The sequence below is a fragment of the Paenibacillus rhizovicinus genome, from assembly GCF_010365285.1.
Lineage (GTDB): Bacteria > Bacillota > Bacilli > Paenibacillales > Paenibacillaceae > Paenibacillus_Z > Paenibacillus_Z rhizovicinus.
Window position 1 is genome coordinate 1628950 of sequence record NZ_CP048286.1, and the last position, 23021, is coordinate 1651970.

Annotated in this window: 19 protein-coding genes; 6 read left to right on the plus strand and 13 right to left on the minus strand. The window is 53.6% G+C overall.

What is annotated here, in order from left to right; translation table 11 throughout:
• Positions 1-4: 4 nt before the first annotated feature.
• Positions 5-853: a sulfate ABC transporter permease subunit CysT gene (gene cysT / locus GZH47_RS07555; protein WP_162639536.1), complete on the minus strand. Its 849-nt coding sequence runs from the start codon at positions 851-853 to the stop codon at positions 5-7.
• A 24-nt stretch (positions 854-877) separates the two neighbouring features.
• A complete protein-coding gene (locus GZH47_RS07560) occupies positions 878-2035 on the minus strand; it encodes a sulfate ABC transporter substrate-binding protein (RefSeq protein WP_225446520.1) in 1158 nt (385 codons plus the stop codon).
• Positions 2036-2588: 553 nt separating this feature from the next.
• On the opposite strand from GZH47_RS07560, the gene GZH47_RS07565 reads away from it, so the two are divergent.
• From GZH47_RS07565 to GZH47_RS07575, 3 genes are all read left to right on the plus strand, one after another.
• Positions 2589-3608 carry a sulfate ABC transporter substrate-binding protein gene (locus GZH47_RS07565; RefSeq protein WP_162639537.1) on the plus strand — a complete coding sequence of 340 codons (1020 nt, stop codon included), beginning with the start codon at positions 2589-2591 and terminating at the stop codon, positions 3606-3608.
• 190 nt (positions 3609-3798) lie between these two features.
• Positions 3799-7704, plus strand: coding sequence for a bifunctional 2',3'-cyclic-nucleotide 2'-phosphodiesterase/3'-nucleotidase (locus GZH47_RS07570; protein ID WP_225446392.1), 3906 nt, complete (start codon positions 3799-3801; stop codon positions 7702-7704).
• Between the two features lie 84 nt (positions 7705-7788).
• On the plus strand, positions 7789-9372 hold the full coding sequence (locus GZH47_RS07575) for an S-layer homology domain-containing protein (RefSeq protein WP_162639538.1): 1584 nt from the start codon (positions 7789-7791) through the stop codon (positions 9370-9372).
• A gap of 147 nt (positions 9373-9519) precedes the next feature.
• Here the strand turns inward: GZH47_RS07575 and dnaI are convergent, their stop codons facing one another.
• The 4 genes from dnaI to GZH47_RS07595 all read right to left on the minus strand — a co-directional run bounded on the left by dnaI (position 9520) and on the right by GZH47_RS07595 (position 13606).
• The gene (dnaI, locus tag GZH47_RS07580; protein ID WP_162645120.1) at positions 9520-10473 is read right to left on the minus strand and encodes a primosomal protein DnaI; all 954 of its coding nucleotides are present in this window, start codon (positions 10471-10473) and stop codon (positions 9520-9522) included.
• A 30-nt stretch (positions 10474-10503) separates the two neighbouring features.
• On the minus strand, positions 10504-12030 hold the full coding sequence (locus GZH47_RS07585) for a replication initiation and membrane attachment family protein (RefSeq protein WP_162639539.1): 1527 nt from the start codon (positions 12028-12030) through the stop codon (positions 10504-10506).
• Positions 12031-12228: 198 nt separating this feature from the next.
• On the minus strand, positions 12229-13101 hold the full coding sequence (locus tag GZH47_RS07590) for an alpha/beta fold hydrolase (protein ID WP_162639540.1): 873 nt from the start codon (positions 13099-13101) through the stop codon (positions 12229-12231).
• A gap of 199 nt (positions 13102-13300) precedes the next feature.
• On the minus strand, positions 13301-13606 hold the full coding sequence (locus GZH47_RS07595; RefSeq protein WP_162639541.1) for a YuiB family protein: 306 nt from the start codon (positions 13604-13606) through the stop codon (positions 13301-13303).
• A 153-nt stretch (positions 13607-13759) separates the two neighbouring features.
• On the opposite strand from GZH47_RS07595, the gene hemQ reads away from it, so the two are divergent.
• Entirely contained in the window at positions 13760-14506 is a 747-nt protein-coding gene (gene hemQ / locus GZH47_RS07600) for a hydrogen peroxide-dependent heme synthase (RefSeq protein ID WP_162639542.1), read from the plus strand.
• 54 nt (positions 14507-14560) lie between these two features.
• Here hemQ and GZH47_RS07605 read toward each other — a convergent pair whose 3' ends face one another.
• Complete coding sequence (locus GZH47_RS07605; RefSeq protein WP_162639543.1) at positions 14561-14824, minus strand: hypothetical protein; 264 nt, start codon at positions 14822-14824, stop codon at positions 14561-14563.
• On the minus strand, positions 14824-16017 hold the full coding sequence (locus GZH47_RS07610; protein ID WP_162639544.1) for an NAD(P)/FAD-dependent oxidoreductase: 1194 nt from the start codon (positions 16015-16017) through the stop codon (positions 14824-14826). Before GZH47_RS07610 ends, GZH47_RS07605 begins: the two co-directional genes overlap by 1 nt.
• Before the next feature lie 433 nt (positions 16018-16450).
• On the opposite strand from GZH47_RS07610, the gene GZH47_RS07615 reads away from it, so the two are divergent.
• Both GZH47_RS07615 and GZH47_RS34030 read left to right on the plus strand, forming a co-directional pair.
• Positions 16451-17449: an NAD(P)/FAD-dependent oxidoreductase gene (locus tag GZH47_RS07615; RefSeq protein ID WP_162639545.1), complete on the plus strand. Its 999-nt coding sequence runs from the start codon at positions 16451-16453 to the stop codon at positions 17447-17449.
• A gap of 122 nt (positions 17450-17571) precedes the next feature.
• Positions 17572-17817, plus strand: a complete 246-nt coding sequence (locus tag GZH47_RS34030) for a hypothetical protein (protein ID WP_225446393.1) — start codon at positions 17572-17574, stop codon at positions 17815-17817.
• A gap of 25 nt (positions 17818-17842) precedes the next feature.
• Here the strand turns inward: GZH47_RS34030 and sda are convergent, their stop codons facing one another.
• The 5 genes from sda to trhA form a co-directional block, all read right to left on the minus strand.
• Entirely contained in the window at positions 17843-17986 is a 144-nt protein-coding gene (sda, locus tag GZH47_RS07620) for a sporulation histidine kinase inhibitor Sda (RefSeq protein ID WP_162639546.1), read from the minus strand.
• A 254-nt stretch (positions 17987-18240) separates the two neighbouring features.
• Positions 18241-18915: a YheC/YheD family protein gene (locus tag GZH47_RS07625; RefSeq protein ID WP_162639547.1), complete on the minus strand. Its 675-nt coding sequence runs from the start codon at positions 18913-18915 to the stop codon at positions 18241-18243.
• Between the two features lie 363 nt (positions 18916-19278).
• Complete coding sequence (locus tag GZH47_RS07630; protein WP_162639548.1) at positions 19279-20970, minus strand: methyl-accepting chemotaxis protein; 1692 nt, start codon at positions 20968-20970, stop codon at positions 19279-19281.
• A 772-nt stretch (positions 20971-21742) separates the two neighbouring features.
• On the minus strand, positions 21743-22102 hold the full coding sequence (erpA, locus tag GZH47_RS07635; protein WP_162639549.1) for an iron-sulfur cluster insertion protein ErpA: 360 nt from the start codon (positions 22100-22102) through the stop codon (positions 21743-21745).
• A 140-nt stretch (positions 22103-22242) separates the two neighbouring features.
• Positions 22243-22887: a PAQR family membrane homeostasis protein TrhA gene (gene trhA / locus GZH47_RS07640; RefSeq protein ID WP_162639550.1), complete on the minus strand. Its 645-nt coding sequence runs from the start codon at positions 22885-22887 to the stop codon at positions 22243-22245.
• Positions 22888-23021 lie beyond the last annotated feature (134 nt).

Consider the following 23021-nt stretch of genomic DNA (forward strand, 5'->3'; position numbering starts at 1 on the left):
TTCCTTATGCCGATACAACGCGGCGATTGCTCCGCCATTGCAGGTAGTTGATGAGCAGCAGCAGCAGGAACGACACGACGAGCATGACAAGCGCGATGGCGGTTGCGCCGCGGTAATCGAACTGCTCCAGCTTCGTCATGATGAGCAATGGCGCGATCTCCGTCTTCATCGGCATATTGCCGGAGATGAAGACGACGGAGCCGTATTCGCCGATGCCCCTTGCGAATGCTAGCGCGAAACCGGTCAGCAGCGGGGGGATCAATTCCGGGAGGACGACTCTGCGGAACGTGCGCCAGCGGAAGGCGCCGAGCATCACCGCAGCTTCTTCCACCTCATTGTCCAAATCCTGCAGTACGGGCTGTACCGTCCGCACCACGAATGGAAGTCCAATGAATATGAGCGCGAGCGTAATGCCGAGGGGCGTAAAAGCCACCTTGATGCCGAGCGGGTCCAGCAGCTTGCCGACCCAGCCGTTCGGCGCATAGATCGCCGTCAGGGAGATGCCCGCTACGGCGGTCGGCAGCGCGAACGGCATGTCGATCAAGCTGTCGAGCAGCCTCTTGCCCGGGAATTTGTAGCGGACGAGCACCCAAGCGATGAGAAGTCCGAATACGAGATTGACGAGCGCCGCGTAGAACGAGGTCAGGAAACTGACTTTGTACGAAGCCAGCACCCTTGCGTTCGTTACGGTATGCCAGAACTGCTCGGGCGTCAGCCCGGATGTTTTTACGAAAATGCCGATTAACGGAATGATAACGATAATGCTTAAGTAAAAAACGGTAAATCCGAGCGATAGGCCGAAGCCCGGAAGCACGCTGCGCGGCTTCGCCTTCTTCTTTGCGGAACTCGTCATGGGTAGAGTCAGCTCCTCGTTCGCTTATGAGCCTGGCGTATAGATTTGATCGAACACGCCGCCGTCACTGAAATGTTTCTTCTGCGCTTCCGCCCAGCCGCCGAAATCGTTGTCGATCGTCAGCATCGGGATGTCAGGGAATTGATCTTTGAACTGCTCTGCCACGGACGCGAGCTGCGGACGGTAGAAGTTCTGCGCGATGACCTGCTGCGCCGGTTCCGTGTACAGATAATCCAGGTAAGCCTCGGCCACTTCCCGCGTGCCTTTCTTGTCGACGTTCTTGTCGACGACGGCTACCGGAGGCTCGGCCAGAATGCTCAACGACGGATAGACGATTTCGAATTTGTCGGCTCCCAGTTCCTTCACCGACAGCAGCGCTTCGTTCTCCCAAGCGAGCAGCACGTCGCCGATGCCTTTCTGAACGAATGTCGTCGTCGAGCCGCGGGCGCCGGTATCCAGCACCGGTACGTTCTTGAACAAGGCTTTCACGAACGCTTGCGCTTTGGCCTCGTCCCCGTTGTTCTGCTTGAGCGCGTAGCCCCATGCCGCAAGGTAGTTCCAGCGTGCGCCGCCGCTTGTTTTCGGATTCGGCGTAATGACTTGAACGCCCGGTTTCACGAGATCGTTCCAGTCCTTAATGCCTTTCGGATTGCCTTTGCGAACGAGGAACACGATCGTCGACGTGTAAGGCGAGCTGTTATTATCGAATTTCTGCTGCCAATCCGGATTGATGAACCCCTTCTGGGACACCGAATCGATATCGTACCCCAGTGCCAGCGTGACAACGTCGGCTTCCAGGCCGTCGATAACCGCCCGGGCTTGCGCGCCGGAACCGCCATGGGATTGTTTCACCGTTACGTCTTGACCCTTCTCTTGCTTCCAGTAATCGGCGAACAATTTATTATAAGCTTCATATAATTCACGCGTCGGATCGTAGGAAACGTTGAGCAGTTCAACGGGCTTCTTAGATCCGCTGTCGTTGGTTGCCTTCGTATCGGTACCGGCCGCATTGCCATTCGCCGCGTTAGCGTCCGTCTTGCCGTTCGTATTGGTCTGGCTCGCATTGCCGGCGTTGCCGGCCTTATTGTTCGGTCCCGAGTTCCATCCGCAACCGGTCAAGGCGAATGCAAATGCGATAACGATCATTAGTGATTTCAGCGGTAAAACGTTCCTCTTTTTCATGTTGGACATGTAAAAGCACCCCTTGTTCTCGTTTTACAGATAACTAATGTGTTTCGGCACCGTGTTGACCGGAAGCTAAAACAAAATTATTCCTACCTGTTTAGTTGGTTATGTGGCAATAATAGCAATGGATAAGCTTTCTTGTCAATTCATTTTTTTGGGAAAGTTTATCAATGGTATCAGTTCTTCTTATAAAGAAAGACATCCATCTAGGACATTCCCCATTAGAACGAGCTTTTAACGAACTATAATGAGTTTTGAAGGAGCTTCTAATAAGTATTTAATGAGCCTCTATTGAGTCTCTAATGAGCAACGAATGAGTTTCTACACCGTATCCAACGGGTTCTTCGCGGGCTTCCGACCAGCAATTTAATTCATAGTTGACAGGTTGGAATTGTCTGGTTTATGATGAGTCCATCAAGCCGACCGGCACACCGGAGGCCCCGAACGATCCGCTTTTAGCGCTGCTTCGCAGCCGGACTTTCGGGGCCTCCTTGTCGTTATATCGACCCGGAAAGAGGCTGATACATATCAATACTGGGGAGTGTTGTCTATGAAAAAGAAGCTGTTAATCGTCCTCACCGTCTTCACGCTTATCCTGTCTTTATCCTCCACGAGTTTCGCCGCAGCAACCAAAACCGCCAAGAAGGATGTCACCCTGCTCAACGTCTCCTATGATCCGACGCGCGAGTTGTACGTCCAGTTCGACAAGGCTTTCGCTTCTTATTGGAAAGCGAAAACCGGCCAGAAAGTCACGATCAAGCAGTCCCATGGCGGCTCCGGCGCGCAAGCCCGTTCGGTCATCGACGGATTGGAAGCGGACGTCGTCACCTTGGCGCTAGCCTACGACATCGACGAAATCCAACGTTCCGGACTCATCAACGCGGGTTGGCAAAGCCGCTTCGCGAAGAACAGCTCGCCTTACACGTCGACGATCGTCTTCCTCGTCCGCAAAGGCAATCCGAAGAAAATCAAGGATTGGAGCGATCTGGTCAAGCCGAAGGTGTCCGTCATTACGCCGAATCCGAAAACGAGCGGCGGCGCACGCTGGAACTTCCTTGCGGCATGGGCCTACGCGTTGAAACACAATAACCATAGCGAAGCGAAGGCAGCCGATTTCGTGTCGAAGCTGTACAAGAACGTACCTGTACTCGACTCCGGCGCCCGCGGCTCGACGACGACTTTCGTGGAACGCGGCATCGGCGACGTGCTGCTCGCTTGGGAGAACGAAGCTTACCTGGCGCTGAAGGAGCATCCGAAGGACTTTGAAATCGTAACGCCTTCGTACAGCATTCTGGCCGAACCGCCCGTTGCCGTCGTCAACAAAAACGTCGAAAAGCACGGCACGCGCGACGTAGCCAAAGCTTATCTGGATTACCTCTATACGAACGAAGGACAAAATATCATCGGGCAAAACTTCTACCGTCCGACGAACCTGACCATTGCTGCCAAATATTCGAAGCAATTCAAGAGCCTTGAACTGACGAATATCAAAAATTTCGGCGGCTGGGATAAGGCGCAGGCCAAGTTCTTCAACGACGGCGGCGTGTTCGACAAAATCTATAAGCCTTAATCTTGCTGCAAATACTAAAGACCGCATGTCTTCGGACACGCGGTCTTTTTTATCTTTTTTATAAATTTTCGATTGGATTTGACTTCAAAAATTTACATACTTTTCAAAACGTTAACGCGAGGTTTAAATTCCCCTCACATTCCGATTGCTATAATACCCCTAGACCAATAGAAAGGTGGAGTTCCTAGAAATGGGTTTCATTCAAAAGAGAATGTCGCGGTCCGCACTGGCTGCCTCGCTTCTCGCAGGATTCCTGGCCTCATCTTATGTCTCAGTACCCGCACACGCGCAATCCGCTTCCCAAGTCGTCCCTTTCGCCGAGCAATCGGTGGACGTTAATTCCGCGTCCGCAGACGGCAGCCGCGCTTTCACGATTTCGGATCCAGTCATGGATTCGGACGGAGGCGTCATCGCAAGCGTTGTCGTCACGCCTACTTCGACCCCGCATGACGGAGAAGAAACGGTTGTATTCGAACTGTTCGACGGCGCGACGCCGCTAGGCATCACCGCATTGTCCAAGGATATTACCGGCAGCGAGAAAGTGACGGCGCATTTCAACCGGACCGGAAGCAGTCTTTCCGTGAAAGTGTTCGTCGTCGACGCCTATGGCGGCAAACTGAACGAAGTCGGCAACAACCTCGCTAATCCTGTCACCATTGATAACAGCTTGCAGCTGCGCATTATGGAAACGACGGACATCCACACCAACTTCATGAACTACGATTATTACAAGGACGCGCCGGCCGAAACGGCAGGCCTCGTCAAAACCGCCTCCCTGGTCAAACAGGCACGCGCCGAAGCGGTCAACACGCTGCTCGTCGACAACGGGGACTTGCTGCAAGGCACGCCGCTCGGTACCTATATGGCGAAGATCAATCCGCTCAAAGACGGACAAGTTCATCCCGCCTATAAGCTGCTCAATCAAATGGGCTACGACATCGCGACCTTCGGCAATCACGAGTTCAATTACGGCCTCGACTATTTGGATGAGGCAATCGACGACGCTCATTTCCCTTATGTCAATGCGAATGTATATATCGACGATCACGACGCGAACCCCGCGAACGATGCGAACAAATACAAGCCGTACATCATCATGAACAAAACGTTCAAGGACGCAAGCGGCCACGAACAAACCGTGAAGGTCGGTTTCCTCGGCCTCGTTACGCCGCAAATCATGGACTGGGACAAAGATAATCTGAACGGCAAAGTCATCACGAAGGATATAGTCGCCACCGCCGAGAAATTCGTTCCGCAAATGCGGGCAGATGGCGCGGATATCGTCGTCGCGCTGACGCACTCCGGATTTAACGGCGCAGCCGTCGCAGGCGCAGGCTCGGAGGATGCGATCTATCCGCTCAGCAAAGTACCGGGCATCGATGCCATCACGTTCTCGCATACGCATAAAATTTTCCCGGCGGCAAGCGTCAGCGCGCTCGATCCGCTGTTCAAAGACGCCAGCGGCAATCCGCTTCCGGGCGTCGACAACGCCAAAGGCACGATTAACGGCGTCGCGGCCGTGCAGGCCGGATTCGGCGGCGCGAACCTCGGCATTATCGACCTTACGCTGAAGAAGTCCGGCGGCAAGTGGCAAGTGGCGAATTCGCAATCGTCGAACAAATACATCTACGATACCGTCGCGAAGAAGGCGCTCGTGGATGCCGACCCTGCTCTGGTGGACCTGATCAAGGACGAGCATGCCGCAACGATCGCCTACGTCAACCAAGCCATCGGCCAAACGACGGCGCCGATTTACAGCTATTTCGCGCTCGTCCAGGACGATCCTTCCGTCCAAATCGTCACGCAGGCGCAGAAGTGGTTCGTCGAGAAAACGCTGACCGCGAACGACTCGCCGGACAAAGATCTGCCGATCCTGTCCGTAGGCGCGCCGTTCAAGGCAGGACGCAACGGTCCGACCGAGTACACCGATATCGCCACGGGCAATCTGGCGATCAAGAGCGCGAGCGACTTGTACTTGTACGACAACACGCTGAAGGCGGTCAAGCTGAAGGGCTCCGTCATCAAGGAATGGCTGGAGATGTCGGCAGGCATGTTCAATCAGATCGACCCGGCTGCAACCGCCGAACAGCCGCTGCTCAGCACAACCTTCCCTGTCTTTAACTTTGACGTAATCGACGGCGTCACCTATCAAATCGATGTGACGAAACCGGCCAAGTACAAGACGGACGGCACGATTAACGACGCTTCGTCCAGCCGTATCGTGAACTTGAAATATAACGGACAAGCAGTCGACCCGAACCAGGAATTTATCGTCATCAGCAACAACTACCGCGTTAACGGCGGCGGCAATTTCCCTGGCGTGAAGGGCGCGCCGCTGGTCATCGATTCGGCGACCGAGAACCGCCAAGTGCTGATGGACTATATCACGGAGCAGCAAACCATCGATCCGGCCGCGGACAACAATTGGTCGATCGCGCCGATCAATGACAGCGTGAACGTGACGTTCACCACCGCTCCGGCAGCGTCCAAGTACTTGGACGCTAATCCGAACATCACGTCCATGAACAAAAACGACGACAAAGGCTTCGGCATCTTCAAGCTCGACCTTAGCGGAAACGCGCCGCAGCCGAACAACAATGTCAAGGTTCAACTGCTTGGCATCAACGACCTTCACGGCCAATTAGACTACTCCACGAAGGTCGGCGACAATGTCGTCGGCGGAGCAGCTTACTTGGCGACCTATCTCAAGCAATACGAGTCGACCAACCCAGACCGCACGCTGCTGATCCAGAACGGCGATTCCGTTGGCGCAAGCTCGCCGGTCTCGGCGCTCGAGCGCGACAAGCCGACGCTCGAATTCTTGAATTACCTGGGCTTCGATGTCGGCACGCTCGGCAATCATGAATTCGATCAAGGCGTTCCCGCGCTGATGGCCCAGCTGCACGGCGGAACGGATCCGATCAACGCAGCCATCACGTATCCGCAGGTAGAGATGGATTATGTAAATGCCAATGTGATCGACAAAGAAACTCATGAGCCTATCATCGCACCTTATGTCGTCAAAGAAGTCGGCGGCGAGAAAATCGGCTTCATCGGCGTCGTCACGATGCTGACGCCATCCAAGGTGTCGCCTGCCGCGCTGGCCACGGTCGACATCGTGGATCAAGCGCCGGTCGTGAATGCCGCGGTGGCCAAGCTGAAGGAACAAGGCGTCAAAGCCATCGTCGTCCTCGCGCATGACCCCGCCTCGCAGAAAGACGGTGCCATTACGGGCGAAGCCGTCGACTTAGCCAACGCTGTAGACGATGAAGTCGACGTGATCTTCTCCGGCGACAATCATGTCAAGGTCAACGGAACGGTCGACAACAAGCTGATTGTCCAATCCGCTTCTTACGGCACGGCATTCTCGGATGTCGATTTGGAGATCGATCCCGCAACGCATGATATCGTGAAGAAGAAAGCAACGATTATCGACGTCGTACAGAGCGGCATGACGCCGGATTCGGGAGCAGCAGCGATCGTGCAAGCAGCCTTGTCGAGGCATCCTGAGCTGATGGAACCTGTCGGTACGACAAAAGCAATCATCTCGAAAGCGACCGCCTTCACGGAAGAGAATGCGCTCGGCAGCCTGATCGCCGATGCGATGAAGGATTCCATGCAAACCGACTTCGCGTTCATGAACCCGGGCGGCATCCGCGCCGATATGCCGGAGGGTGAAATCACCTATGCTGACCTGTTCCACATTCAGCCGTTCGGCAACCAGCTGGTCAAGATGACGCTGACCGGCGCGCAAATTAAGACCCTGCTTCAGCAGCAATGGGGCGCAACGACAATGACGCTCCAAATTGCCGGCTTGAAATATACGGCCGACTTCAGCAAACCGATCGCGGAACGGGTCGTGTCCTTGACGAAGGAAGACGGCACGCCGATTACCGATGACGGGCAGTATACCGCTGTCGTGAACAATTTCATGGCCGCCGGCGGCGACAACTACACGATTCTGACCCAAGGGCAGCATCCTGAAGCCGGCGTTACGGATATCGACGCCTTCTACGCGTACATCTTAAAAACATTCGATCACGGCACGATAACGGCAAGTGTAAAAGGCCGAATCACGAACCTGCCGGCAGCTTAACGATAACAGAAGGCGTCTCCGGATTGCCTGCGGCATGCACCTCGCCGCAGGCTCCGGTACGCCGAATAGAAAGGAGCATCAACGTTGAAGAACAAAACGGTCCTTCTTACGGCACTGGCACTCGCGCTCGCGTTTCCCGCTTCGCTGCCGTCCATGGCGTTTGCCGCCGAAGCCCCTCTATCCGTTCAGGCTTCAGGCACGACGATCGACAACGTACCTAATGCGCATGCCGGGGGAAAAGTCACGATCAGCGGCACGACCAATGCCGCGGAAGTCCTTATTAAAGTATTGAATCCGGATCAAACGGTCCTCTTCTTCGATATCGTTCCGTCGAGCGGCGGCAAGTTCCAAGACACGTTCACGCTGCCCGCAACAGCGGCAGTTGGTCGGTATCAAGTCGTGGCTGGACAAGGCTCGGATATTGCGTCCTCATCGTTCAAAGTCGTATCAAGCGTGGGAAGCACGACGCCGACTGATCCTTCGACACCGACGGATCCAACGGATCCTTCGACGCCTGGGGACAATACCGGAACGAATCCGGCAGACCCTTCGACGGTCCAAGTCAAGTTCACGCTGGCCGATATCCCCGCCCCCGTCGGCGGAATTGTCACCTTGGACGCCAGCACAACCTCCGCTCCCAAACTGGAAGCGCTGCTTCCGGTCGCAGGTATCCGGTCGCTTGGCAACAACGGGCTCCGTCTCCTGCTGCCGGGCGGATCGCTGACGCTGCCGAAAGAAGTGATTGCCGGTCTCGCCGCCTTGGCCGGCAGCGATAACGAAGCCACTGTCTCCCTGCAGCTCACGACGTTGACATCGAGCGAAGAGAAAGCCGCCCTTACGCAAGCAGGGGCATCCGGAGCCGGATTAACGCCGCAAGGCGGAGCTTTCGAATTGGCGCTATCCGTCGTCATGAAAGACGGCACGACGAAGAAGCTCAGCACGTTCGACAAGCCGGTACTGCTGCAATTCCGGCTGGCCGCCAATACGGATGATCGGCTTGCCGGCATCTATTACCTCTCCGACGGCGGGGCAATCACTTATATCGGCGGCGACCTGAAAGACCGGACCCTTACCGCCGCTGTCAGCCATTTCAGTTCCTACGGCGTGTTCACGTACATGAAGACGTATACGGACGTGCCTTCGACTTATTGGGCGGCGAATGTCATTCAAGAACTGACGGCGAAGCATATCGTTCAAGGCATCTCGAATGACAAGTTCGGTCCGGCGGCGAACGTAACCCGCGCCGAATTCACGACGATGCTCGTTCGGGCCCTCGGCTTGAAGCCGGCAGCCGCCTCGCCGTTTAGCGATGTCCCTGCAGGAAGCTGGTATGCCGAAGCCGCCGAAGCCGCTTTCGAGAACGGCATCGTTACGGGAACGGACGCAAGCAAGTTCGAGCCGAACAAACCGATCACGCGCGAAGAATTGGCGGCTATGATCATTCGCGTCTATGCCAAACAAGACGGCTCGGCGAATGCGGCAGGCAGCGAAACCGATCTCGCCGCCTTCAAGGACGCAGCCGCAATCAGCAGCTGGGCCAAAGCGGAAGTGGCAAGCGCCGTGCATGTCGGCCTCATGCAAGGCAGCGGCTCCCTCTTCTCGCCTCGCGGCAACGCGACACGCGCGGAAGCCGCCCAAGTGCTCGTTAATCTCCTGTTCGGCGCATGACAAGAAGAGCCAGCCGCGATGAACGCGGCTGGCTCTTTTAAATATCCGTCTTCTATTTATTTCGATCTCCATCTCTTGCTACGGTATCCTCGCAGCCGTTCGATCCGTTCGTTCTCCTTGCATGCGGTGCACGCTGCAGCGGTAACGCTAACGGCCCCGCTTGTTGTGCCCCGTCACGTGGACCTGCTGCACGTAATGCCGGATACGGTCCATCAGCCGCTGTCCTTTGTGCTGGTCGTCGCCGTCCTTGTTCGTAAAGCTGAAGTGCTGCTCGATGTCGTCCAAGCCGTAATTCGACGTATAGAACGTCGGTTTGCGGTTCATCCGGTAATTCAAAATCGCGCCAAGCACATGATCCCGTACCCAAGGGTTTAGATTCTCGGCCCCGATATCATCGAAGATGAGCAGGTCGGTTTCCTTCATCAGGTCGACCGTTTCCTTCACTTTCCCTTGCTCCAGCATGAGCGTCTTCATGTCCTCGACGAAATCGGGCATATAGACGATCGCGCCCGTAAACCCGGCCTTCGCCAGTTCATGCAGCATATAGCACATCAGGAACGTCTTGCCCGTCCCGAAGGAACCGGTCAAATACAGCCCTTCCGGACGCAGCCCGTCTTCCTTGGTCCGGTTGATGTAGCTGATTACTTGTCCGACCGCCTTCATCCGCTCCACGTCTTTCGAAACGATCTCGTCGGCGGAATACCCTTGGGACAGCGCCCGGTCATCGATATAGAAGCTGCGAATCCGGCTCCGAATCCGGTCCTCGCTCTGCCTCGCGATCAGCTTCTTGCAGGAAACCTTGCGGTCGTTCAACTGTACGAGCCCGCCGGTCGTTTCGCAGGATAATTCGGTATAATGGCCTTCGAAATCATTGGGACATTGATCGAGTCCCGTGCAATTCGAACAATTGCGAAATTCTTTGGTGCATTGATAAATGCGGTTTAAATTCAGCCGGATCGTCGCGTCGTCCAGCTCGGGATATTTCGTGCGAAGCTTCCCGACAAGCGGGTCAGCGAGCAGCTCGGCCATTAATTTGTCCGCGTGCTGCCTCATGTCCCTGCCGCCCGGCATCGCCTTCAGCAGGTCACCCAGCGACTCCATCGCCATTGCGGCTTCACCTCTTTAATCCGTTTATTTTCCATCCAGCTTCCGCGCCATGCGCCGGATTTCTTCCATCTCTTCGTCCGTGAGCGGCGTTCCGCTCGGCGCTTCCTGCATGATCGGAATAAGCGGCTTGCGTCTGCCCTTCGAGGCCGCGGCGCTTCCGCCATTCCTTCTAGGCGCTGCCGCGGCGCCCCCGCCTTCCCGGCGGCGGTCTTTCTCCTGCTCCACTTGCATCTGTTCCCTGACATAGCCGACAGCCTGTTCGAAGGATTCGATGCCTTGAACGAGCATATTGTTGGCAATCGAGTCTATGATGCCTTTATTCAACCGTTTCGAATCAAGCAAGCCGAAAACATAATGAATGAGGACGTTGATAACGGCGCCTTGCATGCGGTAATTCAGATCGAATTTATCGAACTGCCGAATGAAATCGTCCGGTACGGCGCCTTTGAAGAATCGCGCGATAAACCGGGTATGCGGCTCGTTCCGCATCAGCATATTGTATTGATGAATGTCGCAGCGTCCGGCAAGCTGCACCGGCACTTCCATATAAAATTCAGCCAGAACGCCCACTTCATCGGGCATATCGTCGCTGCCGCCCTCGCTCTTGGCCTGGTCGGCTTTGAAGGCTTCCATCCGGCCGTATAACCGCTCGCGCTCGTCATTGCGTTTGCGGTCCTGCCTGAACATCTGATTACCCCGCAGCTGCAGTTCGTCCAGCAGCAGCTCGCCATTCGACGAGAACGCATTGTCTTCATCCAGCAGGCGGCAGACGTCCACGACAGTCAAACTGTATTTGTACGCCACGTAATTCAACTGCCCCATCGCCTCTTCGTTGCCGCGAAGCCGTTCGACGAATTGACGGTTACGCGAGTTGCGCGGGAAACGCATAATGATTTCCCCGTACTGAATGCCTGCGGTTTCCGTCGATTGCGGCTTGGCTGCGGCCTGCCGGGCAGGCGCTACTTCCGTCAATGCCTGTTCCAGCTCCGCGTCAAATCCTTGCGTGTTCAAGCGGAACAGCTCGTAGAACGGAACCGTAATGTTCTCGCGCGTGAGCTCGGCGCCTGCCAGCTCGTCGGCCTCCTTTGCATAGAAGGATTCCCGCAGCGCGATCACGGAATGCTTGCCAACCTTATCCCGGAGCAGCAGCGTCAAATGAGGGCTGTTGAAAAATTCATCCGGCGACAAAGGTTTCACGACTTCATATTCATAGACGACATCGTCATTGTCAGGTACGCCTAACCGCGTCACTTGGAGCAGCCCGACGGCCTCCAGGCGCGATGCTTGATTCACCAGCTCCTGCCGTCCGCGTTCATGCATCTCCAGGCCGAGTCCGAGCAGAAGCTTCCGCTGCGGCTCCAGCTCCGAATAGCCGACGCGATCGTCCGCCACCTGCTGATAGAGCAAATGATAGAGCCCCGCCGCAAATGCGCCGATCATCGATTGATAGATCAGCCCGATCATTTTGCGGTCCACGGCGCTTAGCGAAAAATCGCGAAAGGTGTAGTAGCGGTGATGTTCCGTAAATTGGTGCATGCTGCCGATCCGCATTTCATTCTCGACTCCATCCGCCTTGTATTCTTGTTACTAGTTTATCATAAAAGAGGCCCGGTTTTCAGGACGCAAAAAAAAGAAAATTCCCCCTGGCGAAGGGAACTTTCCCTATTCCGTCAACAACGGAACGTCGGCATTAGCCCGAGAATGAACGGTGTAACGCGTTTCAAGCCGTATTCCTCCAAGCTTGGCAGTTTAGTGCACGAGCGAATTTCGAAGCGGTTGGGCTTGGATCCGACCGCTGTCATTTCCTGCCTTGACGCCATGCTCCGCGAGCTCTTGAAGCAGCGCCTCCCGCTCATCGTGCGTGTCGGCAAGCTCCGGATGCTCTTGCTTCGCCATCCATCGGGACATGACGAAAGATGTCGTAACCGGCTCGTTCATGGCCAGCTTGCTCGTCGCCCCGTTGATGCCGTAAAGCTCGCTGTTCGGCAGCAACCGGTGCAGCCTTACGGCGTAATTGCCGCCGATGGCGTCCTTCGTGCCGTAAAGCAGCAGCATCGGCTGCTTGATCTGGCGGATGCGCCGCTCCAGCCCGTCTTCCAAGCATGCGGCCGCATAGTCCCGCCATTTAGCCGGGTCCCCCAGCTTGGTTTCCTCATGCAGCTCCTCGAACTCCGAACGCGTGCGCGCCTCGCTCCAGGCCGCTTTGAAGGCAATCGGCGCCTTGGGAGCGAGGATGCTGGAAATATAAGCCGCCTGCAGCTTGGAGCGGCTTAGAATATCGGTATAGGCCGCGCTTCCCGACAGCAGCATGCCGCCGATGAACCGCTGCGGATGCAGCAGCAGCGCCGTCAGCGCCGGGAAGGAGCCTGCGCCGTACGCACAGACATAAGCCCGCTTCACGCCCAGTCCATCCAGCAAAGCGCGCATGTCCTCGGCGATCATCGCGAGCGTCATTCTGGCGCTCCCGCCGTCGCTGCGACCATGACCGCGAATATCCCAGCGGATTACCTGATGATTGCCGCCGAGCTGTTCCTCGATGCCCGCGAACAGCCGGCTCGTCAAGCAGGGCGGATGCAAGCAGACGACGGTTCCTTCACGGCCGTTTCCGGCCGGTTCCTGCACATGTAAAGCAACATCTCCAATACGAAAAAACGGCACAGCCCATCACCTCGGTTGCCGCGAACGCTCAGAATCGATGCGCGGCTTTCGCCGCGGCAATCTTCCGATTAGCCCGCGTTTCCCTTAGTATGACCGTACCGGAAACCATTCTTTCATCGAGGAACATCATAAATTCTAGAACGCGTATTCCAGCACAGGCATGCTAGAACATTTTGTAGCCGCCGCGGCGAAGCAGCCGAATCGTCGCTCCGCTGACATAAGCGCCGATCAGCGCGCCGATGCCCGGCAAAATATCGACAAACGTAAAGGACGTGAAATTGCCGCTGAACGTCTTCGTGTCGTCCCAGGTTTGCCATATAAAGACCGGTACCAGAACGATAATAAATAAGTAAATCGGAAAGAAGGTCGTTTTGAGCAGCATATTCAAAATAAACCCGATCCCGAACATCATCACGAAGAATAATACAGTCGCAATAATCAACTGCAAAATATTAACGTCTGAATTCATGTGGAAACTCTTCCCCTTTCGCTACAAATAGTGTAGTAGATGGCCGATTGGAAGTCAATTTGTTGCGCAATGTTGTCACAAGTCCGCCATTTGCTCTCTTTCATCCCGTTACGATACAATGTAAGCGACATATTTATATAAGGAGAGATAACCATGAGTGAAGCGGCCCAAACACTGGAAGGCTGGTATGCGCTGCATGATTTCCGCACCATCGATTGGATGGCTTGGACGGCGGCGGAGGAAGCGGAGCGCCAAATGGCCCTCGATGACCTCCATTCGTTCCTGAAAGAATGGCAGTCGATCGAAGATAACAAGCAAGGCAGCACGGCGTTCTATTCCATCGTCGGACAAAAAGCGGATTTCGTGCTCATGCACCTGCGCGAGACGCTCGAAGAGCTGAATGCCATCGAGAACGCGTTCAACAAATCGGCGTTCGCGCAATTCACGATCCCGGCTCACTCGTACGTGAGCATCGTCGAGCTTAGCAATTACATGGCTCAGCCGGGCACGGATCCGATGCAAAATCCGGATATTCTCGCAAGACTGAAGCCGATCCTGCCAAAATGGAACCATATCTGCTTCTACCCGATGAACAAGCGCCGCTCGGGCAGCGACAACTGGTACATGCTGTCCATGGACGAGCGCCGTACGATGATGCGCAGCCACGGCATGATCGGCCGCACGTACGCGGGCAAAGTGAAACAAATCATTACCGGTTCCGTCGGCTTCGACAACTGGGAATGGGGCGTTACGCTGTTCGCGGAAGACGCGCTGCAATTCAAGAAGCTCGTGTATGAAATGCGCTTCGACGAAGTAAGCGCGCGTTTCGGCGATTTCGGCGACTTCTACGTCGGCAACCGCCTGACGGAAGAGAAGCTTTCCGAGCTGTTCAACGTTTAATTTACGGCAACCAAAAAAAGCGGATGGCATGCCTCGGGGCATCCATCCGCTTTATTATTGTTCATCCTCGTCGTCCTCGTCCTCGAGCAGTCGCTTCGCTTCCAAGTAAGCTTCCGTTTGACGGTCGCGTTCCCGGCCCTTCTCCTTCAGCCGCTCAATCCCCGGCAAAATAAGGATATCGACTTCCTTCTGCACGATATAAGCCAAATCATAACGATTCTGCGATTCGAGAAACGATCCTACTTCCATCAACGCGTTGTAGCGATCCAGCTCCTCGCGCAGCAGCAGCCCACGAACTTGCACGCTGCAGTGGCGCATTATAGGAACTTGCCTTTACGGACCACGAGCGGAATGCCGCCGATGATGTAGAGATAACGGATATCGATTGCTTTTTTCAACCAAGCAGCGACTCTGCCCTTGTATTTCTTGCCGAACGCCAAGCCTACCGCTTCGCCTTTACCCAAGGAAGCAACCGTGCCTTTGTTCTTAAATTCGAATTTCTTCTGCGGCTGGTTACGGATGGACGCCACAAGATTGTGCGCGCACACGACGCCTTGCTGCATCGCGATTTGAGCGGTTGGCGGATATGGACGGCCTTCGGGATTGAACATCAACGAGTTGTCGCCGACTACGGAGATGTTCTCGTGGCCGGGAACGCGCAGGAATTCATCGACCTTCACGCGTCCGCGCATCGTTTCGATGCCCGCTTCCTCGATCAGGCGATTGCCTCGAACGCCGGCAGCCCAAACGACGGTAGCGGAGCGGATTTCTTCGTTATCCCCGACAACGACGCCGTCCGGCGTACATTCTTTGATGGCCGTTCCGATGCGGAAAGTAACGCCTTTCTTCGTCAGCACTTGCATCGCGTACTCCACGAGCTCGGGATCAAAGCCGGGAAGTGCCGAAGGCGCGGCTTCCACGTTGTAGATTTTGACGAGGGACGGATCCACGTCGTTCTGTTTGCAAAGCTCCGGAATGCGGTCCGCCAGCTCGCCGACGAATTCGATGCCCGTAAATCCTGCGCCGCCGACGACAAAAGTCAGGTAGTCCGTGCGGTGCGGCTCGCGTTTGTAACGCGCGAACTGATATTCGATATGCTCGCGGATCAAGCGCACCGAGTTGATGCTGCGGATATTCATGGCGTGTTCCAGCATGCCTGGAATGCCGAACGTCTCGGGCTCGCCGCCGAGTCCGATAACGAGATAATCATAGGAAAGCGTGCCATCCTCGAGGATAACCTTCTTATCCTGCGTCCGGATTTGCACGACGGTTGATTTTACGAAATCGATTTTGAACTCATCGATCAGCTTCGAGATGCTCACGCGCGCATTTTCTGTCTTGTCCGTTCCAGCGGCGGGCATATGCAGATGAGTGGTGAAATAATGATAGTCGTGCTTGTTGACGAGCGTAACGTCGGCTTCGTTATAGTTTAGTTCTTTCTGAAGCCGGAGCGCTGTCAGGATACCGCCGTAACCGGCACCCAAGATAACAATTTTAGGTATGTTGCTCATCCAGAATCCCATCCATTCGTTAAGTCTTTTCTTTTTTTTTTAATATAAGAAAGTATGTTTTCATTATACTTTGCTTTTATTTCTGAGGAAACGTGCCGCGCCGCTGTAGGACGGTAGCAGCCGTTTCTTCTTGGGAATGTGAAAATTTACACAAACACGCCAAAACAGACAATAATTTTATCATTTCTTGCCTGTAGTGTGTGATTCTCATTCTTCAATTATTTATAAAAAATACCCGTAGACTTTCGACAAACCGATTGCTAATACCACACATGATACAAATTTTTTCTGAAAACATCAAGGGTAAAATATACGAAAATCTTTAGAACAACATCCAATTTTCTTCTTTCAAAGCGGCTTGTCGACCCTTTATAATGTACAGAAAGAACGGCTTCTTCCTACCCTGGATTTCTATATTTTGGAGGTGTCAACCTTGTCCAGCTCTCCTGCTTCCCCTCAAGTCGATATCGCGATAATCGGCGGCGGCCCTGCCGGCATGTTCGCCGCATTCTACGGCGGCATGCGCCAAGCTTCCGTTAAAATGATCGAGAGCATGCCGCAGCTAGGCGGTCAGCTCGCAGCGCTTTACCCGGAAAAGCATATCTATGACGTTGCCGGCTTTCCTAAGATAACGGCGGGCGAGCTCGTCGAACAATTAAAGAAGCAAATGGACCATTTCAAGCCCGAGATTCATCTGGAGGAGAAGGTGCTCGAGGTCGTGAAGCGGGACGAGCGCGACTTTGCCGTCGTCACCGACAAAACGACGCATTATGCGAAATCCGTTATCATTACCGCCGGGGTCGGAGCGTTTGAGCCTCGCCGCCTAGAGCTCGACGGAGCCGCCCGCTTCGAGAAGAGCAACCTGCATTACTTCATCAGCGATCTCAGCCAATTCAAGGACCGGCATGTCATCGTCAGCGGCGGCGGCGATTCGGCCGTCGATTGGTCGCTCATGCTCGAGCCGATCGCGGCAAGCGTGACGCTCATTCATCGCCGCGACAAATTCAGGGCGCACGAGCACAGCGTCGAGAATCTGCTGAAGTCCAGCGTCCAAGTCATGACCCCCTATGAGCTGACCGCCTTGCAGGGAATGGACCGCATCGAAAGCATCACGCTCCAGCATGTCAAGACAGCGGAGACGAAGCAGCTCGCCGTCGACGCCGTCATCGTTAATTTCGGGTTCGTCTCTTCGCTTGGGCCGATCTCCGAATGGGGACTTGATATCGATAACGGCTCCATCCTCGTTGATTCACGCATGGAAACCAGCATCTCGGGCATCTTCGCGGCCGGCGATATCACGACGTATCCCGGCAAGCTGAAACTGATTGCCGTCGGATTCGGCGAGGCACCGACCGCCATCAACAACGCGAAGGTATACGTCGATCCTACGGCCAAGCTTTCTCCGGGGCACAGCAGCAGCATGAAGCTGTAACCGTGCCGCTGACAATTTCCATTACCTATTAAAGAAGTAATTCCAATAAAAAAGGGTATCCTACCGTTAGCCGTCATCCGCGTCTTCCATCACGCAATGGCTAAGGAGGGTACCCTTTCAATATGTTATGTCCTATTTGCAACGGCCTGGAACAATTATCTGTACAATGTCCATCTTGCGCGATGCAAACCGATGATCTCGGGCGGGCGGTCGACTTCACCGCGCCATACGCGCCCTATCAGCCGGACGATGACGAAGCGACGATGACGATATCCGGAGCAGAACTGGCAGCGATAACCTGCAACCATGTTGTTTATTGCCGTCTATGCCAGGCAGTGTTTGAAGCCAGCGTCCAGAAATGGCCGTAGTGTGAATTGGCGGCAGTTTGCGGCGCTACGCAGTATTCCGATAGGCGTCCGGACTGATCTGTCTGCGAATTAATTCCGCCTTCAGCATTTCAATAAATTCTGGTTCCAAATTATATTTATTAGCGGCAATATAAGCATCGAGCAGCAACTCATCAGACAGCTGTTGCATATGCACAGCCCCCCTTCCTCTTACTTCCAGTTCATCTTAGCATGTCCCAGACGGATAGAACAAGCGTTCCGATTATCCACATCCCACTGTGGACAGCATGTGTGTAGGATGTGAATAATGGTCGAATAAACAGGAATTATCGATGGGAATATGTGGATACGTTTATACACAGGCTGAAGAGAAGCCAAATCAATAAAAAAGTTTAATAGAACTCTATAAATCTATCAATTCCATATATTACATTCGGTTAATCCTTATTGCGGCCTCGTATTGACCTCGAAGATCCATATTTTCCCGTTCGTATCGATGCCATAGTCGAAGCCCAGCTGTCCGATTCCGGGGAAGCGGCCTTCCAACACCTGCGTCGACAACTGCGTAAGCATGCGCATTTCCCTCTTCTTGGGTCCGACTTTCGCGCTGGAGAATGAACGGCGAATCCCCTCGGAGCCGCTTAATAACGTACCGCCGCGGCAAATATTCGTCACGAATAAACCTGGCTTAGCCAGACGGCCTACGATCGCGGTAATGCTCCAATTTCCTGCGGGCTGCTTCACGTATTTCACGCGATAATCGATCGGCCTGCCGGCGATCGTCGCCAGACGGATTCCTTTCTGAATCAGATAACGGCGATTGCCGCGTCTGGCATTCAGCGATTGGTAGAGTCCGTCGAAGCTCTGGAACCGGTTCGTTTTCGAATAATACGTGTACTTGTAGCTGCCTCCTTCACGCGATACCTTGATGACCCCATGGCCGCCCGCTCCCTTAACCGGCTTGATGACAACCATGCTATGCTGGCTCAACATGCTGCTCAAATTGTCCTTCGTGAACATCCGAGTCGGCGGGATATGCGGCGCGATCTGCGCATGCGACAGGAGTGCCTCCGTCTTCGCCCATTTGCTTGCCAGCTGTCTCCCAATTTCGTCTGTCATTCCATGGTCCTCCCCTTCCTGAGCATCCTATAGGACAGCATATGCCTCCTAGCTTTCTATCTCTTGGATGATTGATATGGTCAACTCGCCTGATTTAGTAGGCTGATAGAGGATGGCTATTATTACCCGGGCAATGGATACGGTACAGACGCCGGCGTTTGGCACGAGTCGCAGATGTTATAGCTGCGCAAAGAAGGCTCCCGAAGCGGGAGCGCTTAAGAAGGGTCATGGATCCATGACACCGTTCGTTCCTGTGATCGTTAATGATTTCTTTTTCGCCCATTAGACAGAAAAGGGGCTCCTGCTGACATCAATGTCCAGGAGCCCCTTTTATCCCGTGCCGGCAAGAAGCGCCGCTTCGCTTTATACTTTGAACTTCTCGATTTGAAGCTGGAGCTGCTCAGCCATACGGGACAAGGACGACGCTGTGCCGAAAATATGATTCATCGATTCCAATTGCTCTTCCGTCGATGCCGATACTTGTTGGGAGCCTGAAGCTGTATGCTCGGATACCTCGCTTATGGCTTTCATCGACTGCACCATCCGCTCGGCTCCTGCTGCCATTTGCTGCACGGAAGAAGAGACTTCTTGGATTTGCGAGGATACAACATTAACGGATTGCTGAATCGATTCGAATGACTCCCCTGCTGTATGGACCATTACAATACCGCCTTGGACTTCGCTTGTCGCCATCTCCATGGCTTGCACAGCTGTCAACGTCTCCTCTTGGATGGATGCGATGATCTCCGAGATTTGCCGGGCAGATAAACTGGACTGCTCAGCCAGTTTTCTTACCTCAGAAGCTACCACCGCGAATCCGCGTCCGTGCTCACCTGCTCTCGCCGCCTCTATCGCCGCATTAAGAGCAAGGAGATTGGTTTGATTCGATAAGCCTGTAATGACGCTGCTGATCTGCCCGATTTCCTGCGAACGATCCCCCAACCCTTCAATGACTTGGGACAACCTGCTTACTGTATTGGATATCACGTCCATTTGGCCGATAACGGTTTGAATCGAAGTCGTTCCTTCTAACGCTTTTGAATAAGTCTTGGCCGAGGTGTCCGACGCCACCATAGTATTGCGGGCAATTTCCCGTGTCCTGGAAGCCACTTCGTTAATGGTGCGTAATGTCTCCTCAACCGTGTTGAACTGCGTATCTAGTCCGGCTGCAACCGAGGACATCGTGACGGCGATCTGCTCTGTAGCCCTGGAGGTCTGCTCGGCGCTTGCCGTCAGCTCCTCTGAGAAGGAAGCAACCTGCCCTGCGTTCATACTGACGGAGCGAATAAGTTCCCTAAGATTGCGGCGCATAAGCATGAATGAGGCTGCCAAGTCTCCAATCTCGTCTCTATTAGTTACATTCAGTTCGGTGGAGCTCAGATCTCCGGCTGCAATTTTTTCCGCGGCTTTGGACAACGCAACGGCCGGTCTGCTAATTAATCTGCCGATATATAACGCAATGCCAAGTCCGAGCAAGACGCCTAATAGACCAAGGAGCAGCATAGAGCTTTTTGTGCTTTTCGCCTGGTCCGAAGACTTCTGGTGCCCCTCATCCATAACCGTCTGCTGATAGTTGGTCAGTTCATCCATTTTGCTGTCAAAAGCTACTGAAATTTCATGGCCCTTGGTCGTAACCAGCTTCAAATAGTCATTGGTTTTATTCTGGTCCTTCAGCTGCATTTCCTGAGTTGCGGTCTCATGGAATTGATTTTCAAGATCGATTAGCTGCTGCAGGAGCTCTTTTGCCTTCGTAAGCTTAATAATGGCACTTAATTCACTGCCCAGCTCTTTGAAATTTTCATGGGCCTTATTGAAGTTTTGATCCGAGGATTCGTCCTTTAGAATGAGATAACCTCGGACATTGATCTGTTCCTTTTTAATCGCGACGTCTAATTCTTGGATGAGCATCAACTTTTTTGCTTTATCGTCAATCAACGTGCCGTATGCCTGATCGACTGAAGTAATTTTGGAATAACCAATAAACACGATGGCTGTCAAGATGATAAGCACAGCTAAAAATCCCATAAATAATTTTCTGCTAACCGTTAACTTCATTACTGCACCTCTTGTCGAAATTGGGATTTGATATGGATGCGATTCATATTTAAGGTTTGAGTAGTCGACCCTCTTCTCCTTCCACAATTTAACTACTTTAACAATCCTTATTTTAGGAGGTTATACCTACATTGATCTAGTACAAAATATGGGATTCCAATTCCTTTACAAAAAAAAAAACACACGGATGATCCTGCCAAAGGCGAGAAGACCTCCTTTGCCGCTCAACAAGAAGCTCCGAAGAATTTCTTGTTTTTGCCGATGACGCTCTAGGGCAGAGAAATGTTATTAAATGAGACTGCAACTGCTTTTAATTTCGATATCGAATCTGGCTACGGAAAAACGAATGAGAACGCTAAGCTTAGCTCTTGGAATGATGCAGCGGTATGGATGTCATGGTCCACGAATGGAAAGTGATCGAATTGGGAGGAATCACAGAAGCATGTTACTATCGGCGCGAAATGTTGGTACGGGGAACGCAGAAATCATTAATTAGCAGCGAATGAATGGTTTTCACGTACTCCATCCGGCCGCTACACGCCATTCATGCTTTGTTCTGCGCCATAAAAAAAGACCTCCGAAAACGAATTAGTCACGGACTAATAATCGTCATAGAGGCCGGAATCTTAGCGAAGCACTACGGAAGGGGATATTCTTTTCGGGTCAGTCCCAATAACACGCATCGTACGTTGAAAATTCACAAACCTCACGTTTCCAACTACGAATCAGGTCACCAATAAGGGAAACTTATTAGCCCTCGCCATTACGCCGTTTAGCAAGGCTCAGCCGCAGGATTACCCGCTTCCGCAGCCGTACGGAACGAAGAGCCGCAGCCGCAAGTTGCCGATGCGTTCGGGTTCGTGATGGTGAAGCCGCCGCCCATGGCGGATTCCTTGAAGTCGATTTGAAGCCCGTTCAAGTACTTGATGCTCGCTTCGTCCACGACAACTTTCAAACCGTTCATTTCCATCGCCTTGTCGGAATCGGCCTGTTCGTCATCGAAGCCCATATTGTAGGAGAAACCGCTGCAGCCGCCTTCCTTCACGCCAACGCGGAGGAACAATTCCGGCGAAGCTTCGGCTTCCAGCATTTCTTTGATTTTCTCGTTTGCCATTTCGCTGATCGTAATCATGATATGACCTCCTTCATTCGTTTACGAACGACTTACTTACGTTTCTATAGTATAAGTATACTTCAACTTCGATCCCGACTCAATAAGCATCCAGCCTCGTTTGGAGCGCTCTTGCGGGAATAGCCGCTCTCTTGCTTCCATTATCTCGGCAGGACATACAGCATGATCGCGAAGAAATGGAACACGGACCCGCCAAGCACGAACAGATGCCATACGGCATGGTGATGCTTAAAGCTCCGCCACATGTAGAACACCGTCCCGAACGTGTACAGCAAACCGCCTGCAACGAGCAGATGCAGACCGCCTTCTGCCAGATGCGCCTTCAACGGTCCCCAGGCGAAGACGATCATCCAGCCCATGAGAATATAGACGAGCGTGGAGGTAAACAAGAAACGGGAGGCATAGAATACTTTGAACGCGACGCCGCACAGCGCAAGTCCCCATGCGATGCCGAACAGCGTCCAGCCGGCCGTGCCTTGCACGACATGAAGGGCGATCGGCGTGTACGTACCCGCGATAAACAAATAGATGCACGCATGATCCATGATTTCGAATACCCGCTTCGCTTTCCCCTCGGGAAAACTATGCACGAGCGTCGAAGCGACGTATAGCAGCAGCATCATGGAACCGTAAATCGTAAAGCTGACGACATGTTCAGCATTCCCTTTCAGCGCTGCGAATACGATGAGCAGCACGAGCGCCGCCACGCTCAGCACTGCGCCGATTCCGTGCGTGATTGCATTGACCGTTTCTTCTTTTCGGGTGTACGTGTAGGTGTTTGCCATTTTAGCCCTCATTTCTCGTTGCGGATTCCATAGTTTTACAATCCGGTATGCGACTAAACGTTATGATTTCATTATTATCATTGTACAGCATATCCGCCCTGGTTCCAAAACTAGCGGCCGGCGTCTTCTTCCAT

What these genes read in the sequence shown, in the direction of transcription:
- cysT (WP_162639536.1), bottom strand. Translation starts at nt 853, where the DNA reads ATGACGAGTTCCGCAAAGAAGAAGGCGAAGCCGCGCAGCGTGCTTCCG.
- GZH47_RS07560 (WP_225446520.1), bottom strand. Translation starts at nt 2,035, where the DNA reads ATGAAAAAGAGGAACGTTTTACCGCTGAAATCACTAATGATCGTTATC.
- GZH47_RS07565 (WP_162639537.1), top strand. Translation starts at nt 2,589, where the DNA reads ATGAAAAAGAAGCTGTTAATCGTCCTCACCGTCTTCACGCTTATCCTG.
- GZH47_RS07570 (WP_225446392.1), top strand. Translation starts at nt 3,799, where the DNA reads ATGGGTTTCATTCAAAAGAGAATGTCGCGGTCCGCACTGGCTGCCTCG.
- dnaI (WP_162645120.1), bottom strand. Translation starts at nt 10,473, where the DNA reads ATGGAGTCGCTGGGTGACCTGCTGAAGGCGATGCCGGGCGGCAGGGAC.
- GZH47_RS07585 (WP_162639539.1), bottom strand. Translation starts at nt 12,030, where the DNA reads ATGCGGATCGGCAGCATGCACCAATTTACGGAACATCACCGCTACTAC.
- GZH47_RS07595 (WP_162639541.1), bottom strand. Translation starts at nt 13,606, where the DNA reads ATGAATTCAGACGTTAATATTTTGCAGTTGATTATTGCGACTGTATTA.
- hemQ (WP_162639542.1), top strand. Translation starts at nt 13,760, where the DNA reads ATGAGTGAAGCGGCCCAAACACTGGAAGGCTGGTATGCGCTGCATGAT.
- GZH47_RS07605 (WP_162639543.1), bottom strand. Translation starts at nt 14,824, where the DNA reads ATGCGCCACTGCAGCGTGCAAGTTCGTGGGCTGCTGCTGCGCGAGGAG.
- GZH47_RS07610 (WP_162639544.1), bottom strand. Translation starts at nt 16,017, where the DNA reads ATGAGCAACATACCTAAAATTGTTATCTTGGGTGCCGGTTACGGCGGT.
- GZH47_RS34030 (WP_225446393.1), top strand. Translation starts at nt 17,572, where the DNA reads ATGTTATGTCCTATTTGCAACGGCCTGGAACAATTATCTGTACAATGT.
- sda (WP_162639546.1), bottom strand. Translation starts at nt 17,986, where the DNA reads ATGCAACAGCTGTCTGATGAGTTGCTGCTCGATGCTTATATTGCCGCT.
- GZH47_RS07625 (WP_162639547.1), bottom strand. Translation starts at nt 18,915, where the DNA reads ATGACAGACGAAATTGGGAGACAGCTGGCAAGCAAATGGGCGAAGACG.
- GZH47_RS07630 (WP_162639548.1), bottom strand. Translation starts at nt 20,970, where the DNA reads ATGAAGTTAACGGTTAGCAGAAAATTATTTATGGGATTTTTAGCTGTG.
- erpA (WP_162639549.1), bottom strand. Translation starts at nt 22,102, where the DNA reads ATGATTACGATCAGCGAAATGGCAAACGAGAAAATCAAAGAAATGCTG.
- trhA (WP_162639550.1), bottom strand. Translation starts at nt 22,887, where the DNA reads ATGGCAAACACCTACACGTACACCCGAAAAGAAGAAACGGTCAATGCA.